The sequence below is a fragment of the Desulfofundulus thermobenzoicus genome (assembly GCF_009428905.1).
Taxonomy (GTDB): domain Bacteria; phylum Bacillota; class Desulfotomaculia; order Desulfotomaculales; family Desulfovirgulaceae; genus Desulfofundulus_A; species Desulfofundulus_A thermobenzoicus.
This window is the reverse complement of record NZ_WHYR01000039.1, coordinates 1-14060: the sequence shown is the minus strand read 5'-3', so window position 1 is coordinate 14060 and position 14060 is coordinate 1. Positions and strand designations below refer to the sequence as shown.

11 protein-coding genes are annotated in these 14060 nt (G+C 53.3%); 1 reads left to right on the top strand and 10 read right to left on the bottom strand.

Annotated elements, in window-relative coordinates; translation table 11 throughout:
- Positions 1–2 precede the first annotated feature (2 nt).
- The 7 genes from GFC01_RS13005 to GFC01_RS12975 form a co-directional block, all read right to left on the bottom strand.
- Complete coding sequence (locus GFC01_RS13005) at positions 3–761, bottom strand: N-acyl homoserine lactonase family protein (protein WP_152947577.1); 759 nt, start codon at positions 759–761, stop codon at positions 3–5.
- 3 nt (positions 762–764) lie between these two features.
- Positions 765–1928 carry a 2-methylaconitate cis-trans isomerase PrpF family protein gene (locus tag GFC01_RS13000; RefSeq protein WP_341473973.1) on the bottom strand — a complete coding sequence of 388 codons (1164 nt, stop codon included), beginning with the start codon at positions 1926–1928 and terminating at the stop codon, positions 765–767.
- Between the two features lie 116 nt (positions 1929–2044).
- The gene (gene eno / locus GFC01_RS12995; protein WP_152947576.1) at positions 2045–3301 is read right to left on the bottom strand and encodes a phosphopyruvate hydratase; all 1257 of its coding nucleotides are present in this window, start codon (positions 3299–3301) and stop codon (positions 2045–2047) included.
- Between the two features lie 67 nt (positions 3302–3368).
- Positions 3369–4250, bottom strand: a complete 882-nt coding sequence (locus GFC01_RS12990) for an isocitrate lyase/PEP mutase family protein (protein WP_341473972.1) — start codon at positions 4248–4250, stop codon at positions 3369–3371.
- 34 nt (positions 4251–4284) lie between these two features.
- Positions 4285–4833 (bottom strand): 3-isopropylmalate dehydratase small subunit, encoded by a 549-nt coding sequence (locus GFC01_RS12985; protein WP_279233482.1) that lies wholly within the window; start codon positions 4831–4833, stop codon positions 4285–4287.
- Positions 4811–6070 carry a 3-isopropylmalate dehydratase large subunit gene (locus GFC01_RS12980; protein ID WP_152947574.1) on the bottom strand — a complete coding sequence of 420 codons (1260 nt, stop codon included), beginning with the start codon at positions 6068–6070 and terminating at the stop codon, positions 4811–4813. Before GFC01_RS12980 ends, GFC01_RS12985 begins: the two co-directional genes overlap by 23 nt.
- A 193-nt stretch (positions 6071–6263) precedes the next feature.
- Positions 6264–8171 (bottom strand): sigma-54-dependent Fis family transcriptional regulator, encoded by a 1908-nt coding sequence (locus GFC01_RS12975; protein ID WP_152947573.1) that lies wholly within the window; start codon positions 8169–8171, stop codon positions 6264–6266.
- A 438-nt stretch (positions 8172–8609) separates the two neighbouring features.
- On the opposite strand from GFC01_RS12975, the gene GFC01_RS12970 reads away from it, so the two are divergent.
- The gene (locus tag GFC01_RS12970; RefSeq protein ID WP_152947571.1) at positions 8610–8762 is read left to right on the top strand and encodes a hypothetical protein; all 153 of its coding nucleotides are present in this window, start codon (positions 8610–8612) and stop codon (positions 8760–8762) included.
- A gap of 25 nt (positions 8763–8787) precedes the next feature.
- On the opposite strand, the gene GFC01_RS12965 is transcribed toward GFC01_RS12970, so the two are convergent.
- The 3 genes from GFC01_RS12965 to GFC01_RS12955 all read right to left on the bottom strand — a co-directional run.
- On the bottom strand, positions 8788–10638 hold the full coding sequence (locus GFC01_RS12965) for a sigma 54-interacting transcriptional regulator (RefSeq protein ID WP_152947569.1): 1851 nt from the start codon (positions 10636–10638) through the stop codon (positions 8788–8790).
- Positions 10639–10658: 20 nt separating this feature from the next.
- On the bottom strand, positions 10659–12584 hold the full coding sequence (locus GFC01_RS12960; RefSeq protein WP_152947567.1) for an aconitate hydratase: 1926 nt from the start codon (positions 12582–12584) through the stop codon (positions 10659–10661).
- A gap of 144 nt (positions 12585–12728) precedes the next feature.
- On the bottom strand, positions 12729–14060 hold a 1332-nt coding region (locus tag GFC01_RS12955), incomplete at its 5' end, for an FAD-binding protein (RefSeq protein ID WP_152947565.1).

The window sequence follows — 14060 nt, the reverse complement described above, 5'->3', positions numbered from 1 at the left end:
TCTCAACCCGGATACACTTTTTTAAAAAATACCTTTGGGTCGTGACCAGGTAAAACAAAGTCACATATTTTCTCCATCTTATCAAATGTTTTATAATACTCCGGCAAACTGTAATGAATCCCAGAGGGTATATGCCGGTACATCTGATTGCCCTCCCAGTTTTCGAACATACCCAGGCAATCACTGGCGATAAGATATTTACCATCATTAGTATTTACCAGGACGCCCTGCATGCCGGGAGTATGCCCGGGAATGGTTACCAGGTCAATTCCAGGCAAAAGATTTAAATCACCCTCAACAGCCTGAATACGATCTAGACTTTTCAACCATTGAGGATATAGTCCAATATGGTAGGATTCATAGTATACATAATGACAGGGCAGCGGATTAATCGCATATTCCATCTCTTTTTTTTGTACATATATTTTAGCCTTGGGAAACAATGCATTGTTAAAACAATGATCCCAGTGTAAATGAGTATTGACAACTATTTCAATATCCTCGGGATCGACTCCAACCTCCTTTAAAGCATTAATGGGTTTTTGCCTCTCGGACTGCCTGATTGGGTGGTGGTACTTTGCAGCCCATTCCTCGTCACCCGCACCGGTATCCACCAGAATCAGCTTGTCCTTTCCTTTAACCAGATACATGATGATCGGGGCAACAAACTTGTGCCCGGCGTCCAGGCCGTATGTTAGATTAGACTTTTCCATACTTAAAAAGTCACCAACATTTACGGGTATAATCTGATAGGTTTCCATTACCTATGCCTCCTCAAAAACAGACTTTCTTACAAAAACATATCCTTCCATGATCCTGCGGGCAGTTCGGTAGATGGCAGCCTTTTTTAACCTAATTTCACCATTCTCTACTATGGCTACGGATTCCACAGGAATTATTCCCGCAGGGTGCCCAATATTGATACTAATCCTTGACCGGGCCTCTTCCCGTAAAACCTCCCATACAATACTGCCCGGTATTCTGGCTGCAGCGCCGGTGCAAATTGTCCCTGTAGCCGGATATGTTTTGTGCACCCGAAGCATGAATAATAAGCGGGAAACAATATCTATTTCTCCGGCTTTTACTTGCAAACCGTTATAACAAACATACTCCTGGGGCGGACTGACTATGGCGAAAAAAGGGACGTAAGGGCTTTTTGAGGCGGCCAGTTCCCAGCTTTCTACCATACCAACCTTTTCGGCCGCCAGTCCTCTAATATGCTCGATTATCTTCATCAATTGCCGATTATTTTCAATTTCTGCAGGTGTTTCTGTGCCTTTCATGCCCAGATCTTTGGCCCTAATAAATACTACCGGGTTACCCGCATCAACAATTGACACTTCATATTTTTGCCGACCTAATTCCATAATATCTTTAGGATTTCCCGTGGGCAGGAGCTTGCCGGTTACCGCGCCCTGTGTATCGGAGAAATCAAGAGTTATCTTTGCCCCGGTACCGGGAACACCATCGATATGCAGATCACCTTCCACTGCTGCCCTGCCATCCTTAACCGGAACTTCTGCAACCAAAATCTTACCCGTGTTTGTTTGATGAATTCTTACAGTGGTAACGGGTTCCACTGCCTCTACCAGCCCTTCATCAATAGCAAAAGGACCAACGCCAGCAGATATATTACCACAATTACCCTTATAGTCGACCAGAGCGGTATCAATACTCACCTGAGCAAAGGTGTAATCCACATCGGCATCTTCCCTGCTGGAAGGAGAGATTATAGCAAGTTTGCTCGTAAGTGGGTCTGCTCCACCAAGCCCGTCAATCTGTCGCACATCCGGACTACCGTAAATAGCCCTGATAACGGCGTCCCTTTTAGCGGGGTCTGCAGGCAGTTGATTTTTTAAGATGTACACTCCTTTACTTGTACCGCCACGCATAATCACACACCGCAACTGCTCCATCTCAGGATGCACGGCATTCACCCCTGGATTAAAATATTTATACGAGATGTTTGTTTATTTCATTCTCACTTGTTTATTGAGCGACTGTGCTTAATGTAGGTATTTTTGCATATTGGATTGATTCAATCTCAAATCCCTTGAACGATAACCATTTCTTTATATGACTGCTCTATCCGGATCAGTTCATTTAACTTGGCCAGCCTCTCACCGCCTTTAACCCCGGTTTTAATCATGGTAGCCTTCCATGCAACAGCCAGGTGAGCAATGGAATCATCCATCGTTTCTCCGGACCGATGTGAAAGAATAATTTTTAGCCCATTTTCCTTTGCCAGCTGTGAAGTTATATGGGCACCGGTTATGGTCCCCACCTGGTTAGGTTTAACAATCATGGCTCCAGCCGACCTTGCTGTGATCCCGGCACGTGTTCTTTCCGGGTTGCTGGCATAGAGGTCATCGGCGCATATAATGCACCGATCACCACACCTTTTGTTCAATGCTGAAAAAGATTCGTAGTCGTTGCTGTTAAAGGCATCTTCAACGTAAATCAAATTAAATCTCTCAATGAGCTCACATAAAAAGTCTAATTGTTCGCGAGTTGTTCTCTCACATCCCTCACGCCAGTACCGGTAGACCTTCTTTTCCGGATCCCAGAGCCGGTCTGCAGCCAGATCCAGGCCCATGCGAATCTCCACGCCAGTTCTCTGGGAAACTTTCCGGCAGGCTTCACCAAGAACCTCCAGCGCTTGGACATCGTCCAGGTTGGCTGTCCAGGCGTTTTCATCGTCTGTACCTCCGGCAAATCCGGGGTCCCTTTTCTCCAAAAGTTTGCCCACCTCTTCATGAACCATTAAGTTTAATTTAATTGCTTCTTTAATTGTCTTAGCCCCCACAGCAACAACCAGGTGTTCCTGCATATCGGGGGCTGGCCCCATGCTATGGGCACCACCACCAATGACATTGCCCAGAGGCAGCGGCATCGACCATGGCCCTTCGGGAGCCATTAACTTAAAAAGAGGCATATTTAAGGCATCCGCAGCCGCCTTGGCACAGGCGGTGGAAATCACTACGGATGTATTGCCACCAATGCGTTCGAAGTTTGGCGTACCATCAATTTGTTTGAGCAGCTCATCAATTTTGTGTTGTTCTGATGCATCCATCCCAATTAATGATGGTATTATGAATTGGTTCAAAATTTTAATTGAACCATCCAGTCCTTCTGGTGAATAGGCAGGGGCTTCAAACTCCCCTCTGCTTCCAGGGGCACCAAAGGGAGCTGCAGCCCTGCCAAATCCCCCGTCGACAAACACGTCAACCTCCAGCGTTTCCACACCCCTGCTGTCAAAGACCGTCCGGTATTTGATTTCTTTAATAATAGGTCTGCTCATTTTCCCGCCTCCAATTCGCAGTAATCCGGGATACACCATCGTTTCGGTTAATAATATTAGTTAAAATTTACCTTCCCGTAGCATACCTCTTTTCCAATTCCCGAATTTCCGGGAGACCGATGAAGGTATTAAACTCATCAAAGGTAATCATGCGGTCCAGAATCCTTTTGGTGGTTCCTTCTTCTTTTAGTAGCTGCATTAGCTCGCTGACTGCCTTGGCCGTCACATAAGTTGAAGCTACGCAATAAAGTGCGATATGATAACCGAGTTCCTGCAGTTCCCGGGCAGAAAGCAGGGGCGTGCGCCCATTCTCCAGCATATTGGCCAGCACGGGAACCCGGAAGCTGGAAGTGATTAGCTTCATTTCCTCAATGGTCTCCGGTGACTCGATAAACAGTACGTCGGCACCAGCCTCCTCATAGGCCTTGCCCCTCGCGATGGCTTCTTCAATACCGTATTTTGTCCTGGCATCGGTACGGGCAATAATTACAAAATCATTGTCCACGCGGGCATCCACTGCTGCCTTGATTTTACCCACCATTTCTTCCACGGAAATAATCTCCCGACCGAGCATATGACCACACTTTTTGGGCATAACCTGATCTTCAAGCTGAATGGCTGCCACTCCGGTCTTCTCGTATTCCCGTACGGTGCGCATTACATTGATGGCATTGCCGTAACCGGTATCTCCATCGGCAATAACAGGTATGTCTACCGCACTGGCCATATGATCGGCCCGCAGAACCATTTCACTCATAGACAACAGCCCTACATCTGGTTTACCGAGCATGCTGGCCGCCGTACCGTAACCGGTCATATATACGGCCTCAAAACCGGTCTTTTCTACTATCCTGGCCGTGAGAACATCATGGGCACCGGGCAGTAGTATGATAGGGCCGCCTTCCTGGGCACGTTTTAAAAGCTGACGCAGTTTGGTTGTTTGTTTCACGGCTAGTTTTCCTCCAGTGATATATGTTTAATTTTTAATGAGATTCTTTAGCCAACAGTTTCTTTTCCAAGAGGGGAACCAGTCCCCCAGCGTGAATCAGCTCAATGATGTGATCCGGAAAAGAAGGAAAATAGCAATCTTTTTGTTGAGTAAGATTGCGAATGATCCCTTTTGCCAGATCTATTTCCAGCTCATCGCCATCGTTTATCACCTCCACTGTCGGAAGCTCTATTACAGGTAAGCCTATGTTGATAGCGTTACGGTAAAAAATGCGAGCGAAAAATTCAGCAACTACCGCTCCGATACCAGCGTATTTCAATGCGATGGGAGCAGTCTCCCGGCTGGAACCGGAGCCAAAATTTTTGCCTGCGACCATAATATCTCCCTGGCGCACCTTCCGGCTGAAGTCGGGATCAATTCCTTCCATGGCGTGGGCGGCCATATCGGCATAGGAAAGTTCCATGTATTGGGCTGGTGAGATGATGTCGGTATTGATGTTGTCGCCGTATTTATGCACGCGTCCACGGATCACGTAATCAGTCACAGGAATCAATCCCCCTTTACAAGTAATGGCGCGGATCAACGATACGCCCTTCCACGGCCGAAGCCGCCACTGTAGCTGGAGAAGCCAGATAAACTTCTGCTTCCTTGCTTCCCATCCGACCGATAAAGTTTCGGTTGGTAGCGGAAATACAACGTTCACCTGCTGACAGAATGCCAGAATGCAGCCCCAGACATGCCCCGCAGCCGGGTGCCAGAATAATAGCTCCAGCTTCGACCAAAATGTCGAGAATACCCGACCGGGAAGCTTTGAGCCAGGTCTCCCGTGATGCGGGCGAAACCAGCAACCTGGTATGGGGAGCAACCCGCCGTTCTTTCAAAATCCGGGCTGCCACGACCAGATCATGGAACCTCCCGCCGGTGCAGGACCCCAGATAGGCCTGATCGATTCGCAAACCGGCTGCTTCACTTACATCCCTGACGTTGTCCACTTCATGGGGGCAGGCCACCTGGGGATTGAGGTCTTCGGCCCGGTAATGCAAAATCTGGCTGTATACTGCCTCAGGATCACTGAATACCGGCTCGTAATTGGTCCGTCCGATAGCCTCAAGGAAATCAAAAACCTTATCGTCAGGTTCAATCAACCCGGTTTTTGCCCCGGCTTCCACCGCCATGTTGGTCAGGCACATCCGTTCATCCAGAGGCATCTGGCGAATGGTACCCCCGGCAAACTCCATCACTTTATAGGTGGCTCCGGCGTGACCAATGTCACCGATAGTTTTTAAAACCACATCCTTGGCCATGATCCCCTCAGGTAAGTTTCCATTCCAATTTATTTTGATACTCTCCGGCACCCGCAACCAGATCTGCCCGGTAACCAGCACTCCAAGCATTTCTGTGGAGCCAATGCCGGTGCCAAAACAACCAAAGGCCCCGGCAGTACAGGTATGGGAGTCGGTCCCCACCAACAGGGTACCGGGCAAACTGAAGCCCTTTTCTGCTAGAATCTGGTGACAGGGTCCCTGACCTTCGTAAAAATGCTCGATGCCCACCTCCTGAACCCACCGGCGGGTGAAAGCCAGTATCTCAGCCTGCTTAACGTTGGCCGCAGGAGAATAGTGATCTGAAATAACCACTACTTTCTGGCGATCCCAAATGGAAGCACCCAAACGTTTCAGCTCATCGGCAATCTGTACCCTGGGGCCCAGGATGTCGTCCATCATGGCGCAGTCAACCCGGGCCATTACTATTTCGCCGGGAGAAACCCGTGTTTTACCTGCATGGCGGGCCAGAATTTTCTCTGCCATGGTCATACCCATGGCTGCCTCACCTTCCTCAAACCAGTTAGACTACGACCTGCAGCGGGCTGTAGCGCGCTATTAAAAAGCCCTAAAAGGAAAAGCCCTTCCTTATGAAATTTGAATACAAGCAATAGCCATGCCAGTTAGAAAAGAACCATATGGGAAGGGCCTATGTTCTATATTTAAACATGTTGTTTAAATACCCGATCGATTATCGAACGGACTTTAGCTTTTTCCATAACGTGCTGCGACTGATGCCCAATGCTTTGGCCAGGGCCGACCGGTTGTGATCGTACCGGGCCAGCATCTTTTGAATTAATTCCCTTTCCATTTTATCCAGAGAGCCAATCTTTATCGTTACCGTGTTCTGGTTTGGGTCCTTTTCTACCGGGAGTCCCATTTCTTCAGGGGAACCCATTAGGCGGAAGGTCTCGTGGAGAAAATCCTCAAAAATGGTCTCCGCGGGCATTTCGTTAACCAGAATGGCGTACCGGGAAATGAAGGACTTTAGTTCCCGTACGTTGCCGGGCCAACGATATTCCTGCATTTTACGGGCAATAACCGGATCAAGGTTACACCCGGCGTTCTGCTGATCCAGAAAATACTGTGCCAGCAAAGGTATATCCTCGCGTCGCTCCCGTAGCGGAGGAATGCGAACGCGCAGAACATTGAGGCGGAAATAGAGATCTTCCCTGAACTTCCCCCGGGCCACCAGTGCCGCCAGATCTTTATTGGTGGCTACGATAATACGTACATCTACGGGAATAAGCTTGTCGGAACCCAAACGCATTACTTCCTTCTCCTGGATCACTCGCAGAAGCCTGGCCTGCATATTCAGGGAGATGCTACTGATTTCATCCAGAAAAATGGTGCCGCCATGCGCAAGTTCAAATAGTCCGGGCTTACCTCCTCTGCGAGCCCCCGTAAAAGCCCCTTCTTCGTAACCAAACAGCTCACTTTCCAGCAGACCATCCGGTAGGGCTGAACAGTTCACTGCCACAAAAGGACCGTTGTTGCGGGGGCTTACACTATGGATGGCATGAGCAAACAACTCCTTGCCCGTGCCCGTCTCACCCACCAGCAATACTGTAGAGTCATAAAAACCATAATTACGAGCCTGTAGTTTGGCCGTGGTAATGGCCTGGCTGTTGCCAATGATGTCATCGAAGGTATGCTTGGCTATTAATCCTTTACTATAAAGGGCTTTGCGGATTTTACGTTCCCAGTTTTGTATCCTGCTGATTTCATGAAAAGTAGCCACCACTCCAACCACTTTATCTTTAACGATAATGGGCACGCGATTTGTTACAATGGTGGTCTTCCCGATCTCCTGCAATTCACCAACTTCGGGCCTTCGGTTTTCCTTTACGGCCACCAAACGAGTGTTGGGTATCCATTGCTCGGCTTTCTGGCCAATAACCTGTGCCGCCCTGATACCGGTAATTTTTTCCGCAGCCGGATTAAAAACCTCAATCACATCATCTTCATTGGTCACTATAATACCATCGTAGGCAAAGTCCAAAATAGCCTGCATACGCTTGGCCCGTTCGGCCTCTTTATGCCGAACCATGGCAATTTCCCTGGCTTTTAAAATAGCCTCCCTGACTGTTTCTTTACTGGTATATATGGGAATGGCCTTTAGGCCCCGTTCCCGGGCCATGCGAACAGCCACCAGGCTGCCAACTATGACCTCAAAGCCGGCTTTCATAGCCCGCTCAATTTCCTGTTCAATAGCATGAAGGTCTTCGTAGGAACAGAACTGGCAGACATCTAAATCGAGAATCTCGGCAATGGTATCCAGACCAGGAACCTGGTTAAAAACAAACAACGCGACCCTGTTGCTAAATTTTTTACCTTGGTGCAAAGCTAGTAAAACATCGAAGGTATTTGCCTCACACAGTACCACAGGGATGCTTGTGTTTTTACGAATGACTGCAGCTGTCCCACCCCGACTGATAATTACATCCACATTTTCCTCCTCCAGCTTTCGTACAACTTGTATGGCTTCTTCCAGAGCGGCCTGTTTAACAACCAGTGATTCATTCAGTTCACAAGCCACCTCACCCGCCAGCATACCCAGTTCTGAGTATGGAGTAATCAATGCAATTTTGGGACGCATGAAGCTCACCTTCTAACTTTTATAAATTCTCTTTCTAGCATAATCAAAAACAGGTTTTATTGCAAAGGAATATACTTCCTTGGGTAAAATATTCCTCCCGCGAAATTTTCTGCAAAATAGTGCGAGGTAAATATGACTTGGACAAAGATTATGGCTGTTTTCATGGCCCCAGTTGAAAATTGCTTTGACATTATCTGTGATATTAAGGATAGTTTGCCAACGACCTGGATGCAAACAACTGTCAAACAAAAATAATAATAGGGAGGACATATTAACAATCCTCCCCATTTTATGTCAAGTGCGGCGCTTGCCATCACGGTAAGGCGGCATCTTTTAGCTTTAGTGGTATCTTACAAGATTTACCCTGCCAGGTTTGATATAAATATAGGGACAAAAAAACAGGCGGATAATCAATAATTCATTTCGGGAGTGATTGCCATGAAGAAAGCTCCGTCAACTTTGTCTTCTGAAGCAGACTACGAAGATTTTAGAAGCTTTGATGTGCAAGAAGCGAAAGAAGCAATAGACCATACGAATTTTCCCACAGCGGGTTCATTAAACATTTATCAAGAGAATCCATACGCTTTTTAATAGACAAATTGCAAATTTATCGATGCTAATCCTTGTGATTTTTAAAAATACGTTCCCCGTTCCCGGTGCCTTCCCGGCCATTGCGGGGGAAAAGGTTGTACCGGGCAATCTTGCGGTAGATGGTGGCCCGGCTCACCCCCAGCACCCGGGCCGCCTTTATTTTCCCCTGTTCCGTCCAGCCGAAATGTTCCAGGGCGCTGGTGATGGCTTCCTTTTCCATCTGCTCCAGGGTGAGCCAGCCCCGCCTCCCGGGCACCCGGGGCGCCGTTTCCACCGGCGGGCCGCCGCCCTCCTGCAAAGCCAGGGGCAGGCTGTCCAGGTCGATCAGCTCTCCTTCGGCCAGGTTTACGGCGTATTCCACGGCATTGATCAGTTCCCGCACGTTCCCCGGCCAGCTGTAGGAAAGACAGGCTTCTTCCGCCCGGGGCGTGTAGCCGCGGATGTTTTTGCCCAGCAGGTTGTTGTAGTGCTCCCGGTAGTGTTCCAATAGCAGTTTGATGTCTTCCGGCCGTTCCCGCAAAGGGGGTATGGTCAGGGGAATGACGCTCAGGCGGTAGAAAAGGTCTTCCCGGAAATGGCCTTTGTCGATCATTTCCTGCAGGTTGCTGTTGGTGGCGGCGATGATACGGATGTCCACCGGGATCAGCCGGCTGCCCCCCACCCGTTCCACCTGCCGTTCCTGCAGCACCCGCAGCAGCTTGGCCTGCAGGTAGAGGGACATATTGCCGATTTCGTCCAGGAAGATGGTGCCGTGGTTGGCCAGCTCAAATTTGCCCGGCTTGCCTCCCTTGCGGGCGCCGGTGAAGGCCCCTTCCTCGTAGCCGAACAGTTCGCTTTCCAGCAGGCTTTCCGGAATGGCCCCGCAGTTGATGGCCACAAAGGGCCGGTTCTTACGGGGACTGGCGGAATGGATGGCCCGGGCAAATATTTCCTTGCCCGTGCCGCTTTCCCCGGTAATCAGGACGGTGGACTGGCTCCTGGCGATTTTGCCGGCCCGGGCCTTCAGTTCTTTGATCGCCCGGCTTTCCCCGATAATGTCGTCGAAGGTGAACATTTGCTGGGCGCTCATGATTTCATAGGCCAGCTTCTGGGTTTCCTTGAAGTCCCGGGCCGAGGCCACCACCCCCACGGGCCGGCCGCCGGTGCCCGTTATGGGCCTGGCCGTAACCAGCAGGTGCAGCCGGCGCCCTTTGGCCTGGACAAAGCATTCCCGGGAGGTGAAGCCGCCCGGGTCCCGTAGGGCCTGCAGCAGGGGGAGGCCGCTCAAGTATTCTTCCAGGTGGTGGTTAAGGATTTCTTTTTTGGGTATGTTAAACATGCGCTCTGCCGAAAGGTTGAAGTGGGTGACCACGCCCTGGCTGTTTATGGCCACGACCCCCTCATCCACCGAGTCCATCACCGCATTGACCTGGCTGGCCATGATTATTTTTTCCGTGATGGCCTCGGTTTCCAGGACTTTGGCGGCGATCAGGTCGGCCATGCGCCCGATGAATTCCATCAGGGAGGCGGTGCGGGCGCACAGGGTGTTTTTCTGTTCGTCGCTGAAGGCAATCAAACTGATGGTGCCGATGACATCTTCTTCGGCGATGATGGGGTAAACCATGGACGCTTTATAAAAACAGTTGCCCGTCAGGGGGCAGGACAGGCAGATGGAATGGTAGCCCGCTTCCCGGATAAACACCGGTTCCCTGGTTTTGAGCACGTGCTTGTTGACAAATCCCCGCAGCAGGCGGGATCCCACGTCGTTGCGCACTTTGCCCGTGCCGGCCACCCGCACCAGGTCGAGGTCGATGATCTCGACCTCGACCCCCAGGGCGGCGGCGATGGCTTCGGCCACCCGCTGGCTGTCTTCTTTCACCCGTTCCAGTCTGGTCATGGTGTCACATCCGTTTTGAGTTAATTATTTCCACGCGTATAGTTGAGCAATCCTCCCGCCAGGACTATTCTCACCTGCCGGGGGGTCATCTGTGCCCGCACTTTGAATGTAGCGTTGCGGGTCACATTTTTGACAACCAGTTCCGCTCCCCTTTGCAGGGTTTCCGGTACATGCTCCATCTCCAGCACATCATCCTGCCCCACCCGGTCGTAATCCGCGGGATCCACAAAGGTAAGGGGCAGGATACCGAAGTTGATCAGGTTGTCCCGGTGGATGCGGGCAAAGGATTTGGCCAGCACGGCCTTCACGCCCAGGTACATGGGCACCAGGGCGGCGTGCTCCCGGCTGGAGCCCTGGCCGTAGTTCTCCCCGCCCACGATGATGCCGCCCCCGGCTTCCCTGGCCCGGGCGGGGAAGGAGGGATCCACGGCGGCAAAGGCATATTCGGCCATGGCCGGAATGTTGGAACGCAGGGGCAAAACCTTTGCGCCGGCGGGCATGATGTGGTCGGTGGTAATGTTGTCACCCACCCTCAGCAGCACCCGGCCCCGGATATTTTCCGGCACGGGTTCCGCCACCGGCAGGGGTTTGATGTTCGGGCCGCGCCGGATCTCCACAGCAGCCGGGTCTGCCGCCGGGGGCAGAATCATGCGGTCGTCCACCGGGAATTTTTCCGGCAGGGCCACCACCGGCGGGTCGCCCAGTTCCCGGGGATCGGTCAGCCTGCCCGTCAGGGCCGTGGCCGCCGCGGTCTCCGGGCTGACCAGGTACACCTGGCCGTCGGCCGTGCCGCTGCGCCCCTTGAAGTTCCGGTTGATGGTGCGCACCGATATGCCGCCGGAAGGGGGGGCCTGGCCCATGCCGATGCAGGGCCCGCAGGCGCATTCCAGGATCCGTGCCCCGGCCGCCACCAGGTCCGCCAGGGCGCCGTTTTGCGCCAGCATGGCCAGCACCTGCCGGGAGCCGGGGGCAATGACCAGGCTTACATCCGGGTGGACCACTTTCCCCTTGAGGATGGCCGCCACCTTCATCAGGTCCAGGTAGGAGGAGTTGGTGCAGCTGCCGATAACCACCTGGTCCACGGCCAGGGGCCCCACTTCCCGCACCGGTTTTACGTTATCGGGACTGTGGGGGCAGGCCACCAGGGGTTCCAGGGCGCCCAGGTCAATATCCAGCGTCTCATCATAGGCGGCATCCGGGTCGGGCCGCAGTTCCACCCAGGCATCCTCCCGCCCCTGGGCGCGCAGGAAGGCCAGGGTTACTTCGTCGCTGGGGAAAATGGAGGTGGTGGCCCCCGTCTCCGCCCCCATGTTGGTGATGGTGGCCCGCTCGGGCACGGTCAGGTATTTAATCCCTTCCCCGCCGTACTCCAGAATCTTGCCCACGCCACCCTTGACGGAGAGGCGGCGTAAGACCTCTAAAATAATGTCCTTGGCCGTGGTCCAGGGGGCCGGCCGGCCGTGCAGCCTTATATGCACCACTTTGGGCATGATCAGGTAAAAGGGGCCGCCGCCCATGGCCACCGCCACATTCAGGCCGCCCACCCCGATGGCCAGCATGCCCAGGCCCCCGGCCGTGGGGGTGTGGCTGTCGGAACCCAGCAGGGTTTTCCCGGGCACCCCGAACCGCTCCAGGTGCACCTGGTGGCAGATGCCGTTGCCCGCCCGGGAGTAGTAAATCCCGTACCTGGCGGCCATGGTCTGCAGAAAACGGTGGTCGTCGGCATTTTCAAAGCCGGTCTGCAGGGTGTTGTGATCAATATAGGACACGGAAAGTTCCGTTTTCACCCGGGGAATGTGCATGGCCTCGAACTGCAGGTAGGCCATGGTGCCGGTGGCGTCCTGGGTCAGGGTTTGATCCACCCGGACGGCGATCTCCGTGCCCGGCTCCAGACTGCCGGAGACCAGGTGACCGGCCAGAATTTTTTGGGTCAAGTTTTGGCCCATGAAAAATACCACCTCTTTTGTCAGTAATGGCATTGTGGGTATGGCCCGCCTTGCAAACCGGCCCCGTTGAGCGGGATGGCAGGCAAACCGGAACAGATTCTGAAAATAACAGGGCCGTGACATCAACTAATTATATCATAAAATTCAACTGTAACGGCGTTCTTTCACCGCGGGGCGGGTATAATCGGGAAGCAGCAGGGGGGATACCCGTTCCCTGGCTATGCCGGCGCCGGCCAGTTCCCGGTGGTAACGGCGGACGTGCTCCAGGCTGAGCTTTTCCGGCACAGGGGTTTCTGCCGCCAGGCGGGCCGCCGCCCGGCCGGCCCGCCGGCCAAAGACAAAAATGTCCACCAGGGAGTTCCCGCCCAGGCGGTTCCTGCCCTGTACACCCCCCGACACCTCCCCGGCCGCGAACAATCCGGGTATGTCCGTCTTCCCTTCCGGGTCTATCTCCACCCCGCCGTTCTGATAATGCTGGGTGGGAAAAACAAGAATGGGTTCCCTGTGCACGTCGATGCCGTATTCCCTGAACCGGTGCACTATGCCGGCAAACATGCGGTCCAGCTTTCCTTCTCCGCCGCGGATGTCAATAAGGGGCGTATCCAGCCAGACCCCCTCCATGCCGGTGGGGGTGCGCACGCCCTTTTTCCTGTCCCGTACTTCCCGGATAATGGCCGAAGAGGTCAGATCCCGGGTTTCCAGTTCATTGATAAAGCGTTCCCCGTGCACGTTCACCAGTTGAGCGCCGTTGCCCCGCAGGGCTTCGGTGATCAGCTGGCCCAGCATTTGTTCCGGCCAGGCGGCGCCGGTGGGGTGGTACTGGATGGCATCCATGTGCAAAAGGCGTGCCCCGGCCCGGTAGGCGATTACCAGACCGTCGGCGGTGGCGCCGTAGTGGTTGGTGGTGGGGAACCTGTTGGGGTGCAGGCGGCCGATGCCCCCGGTGGCCAGGATTACCGCCCTGGCCCGGACAATGAGGTGCTCGCCGGTCTCCAGGTTCATCAGAACGGCCCCGGCACAGCGGCCCCCTTCGTCCAGCAGAAGCTCCACCGCCGGGCTGAATTCCAGCACGGCTATCCTCCGGTTCCACAGCTCGTCCCGGATGACCCGCATGAATTCCATACCGCTCAAGTCCTTGCAGGAGTGCACCCGGCGGCGGCAGTGGCCCCCGGCAAAGGATACCACCAGATCCCCGCCGGGGTGGGTATCGAACATGGCCCCCAGGTCCTTCAGCCATTCCACGATCAGCGGTGCATCGTGCACCAGCGCCCGGACCAGCTCCCGCTTATTCTGGAACCTTCCTCCACCAATGGTGTCCAGAAAATGCAAATAGGGAGAGTCATTGGGCTGGGTGGCGGCGGCAATACCCCCTTCGGCCATCATGGTATTGGCATCGCCCAGCCTGAGCTTGGTGGCCAGGAGCACCCGCGCTCCATGTTCGTGGGCAATGAGGGCGGCGGTGGCCCCCCCGCCGCC

What these genes read in the sequence shown, in the direction of transcription:
- GFC01_RS13005 (WP_152947577.1), bottom strand. Translation starts at nt 761, where the DNA reads ATGGAAACCTATCAGATTATACCCGTAAATGTTGGTGACTTTTTAAGT.
- GFC01_RS12965 (WP_152947569.1), bottom strand. Translation starts at nt 10,638, where the DNA reads ATGACCAGACTGGAACGGGTGAAAGAAGACAGCCAGCGGGTGGCCGAA.
- eno (WP_152947576.1), bottom strand. Translation starts at nt 3,301, where the DNA reads ATGAGCAGACCTATTATTAAAGAAATCAAATACCGGACGGTCTTTGAC.
- GFC01_RS12980 (WP_152947574.1), bottom strand. Translation starts at nt 6,070, where the DNA reads ATGGGTATGACCATGGCAGAGAAAATTCTGGCCCGCCATGCAGGTAAA.
- GFC01_RS12960 (WP_152947567.1), bottom strand. Translation starts at nt 12,584, where the DNA reads ATGGGCCAAAACTTGACCCAAAAAATTCTGGCCGGTCACCTGGTCTCC.
- GFC01_RS12970 (WP_152947571.1), top strand. Translation starts at nt 8,610, where the DNA reads ATGAAGAAAGCTCCGTCAACTTTGTCTTCTGAAGCAGACTACGAAGAT.
- GFC01_RS12975 (WP_152947573.1), bottom strand. Translation starts at nt 8,171, where the DNA reads ATGCGTCCCAAAATTGCATTGATTACTCCATACTCAGAACTGGGTATG.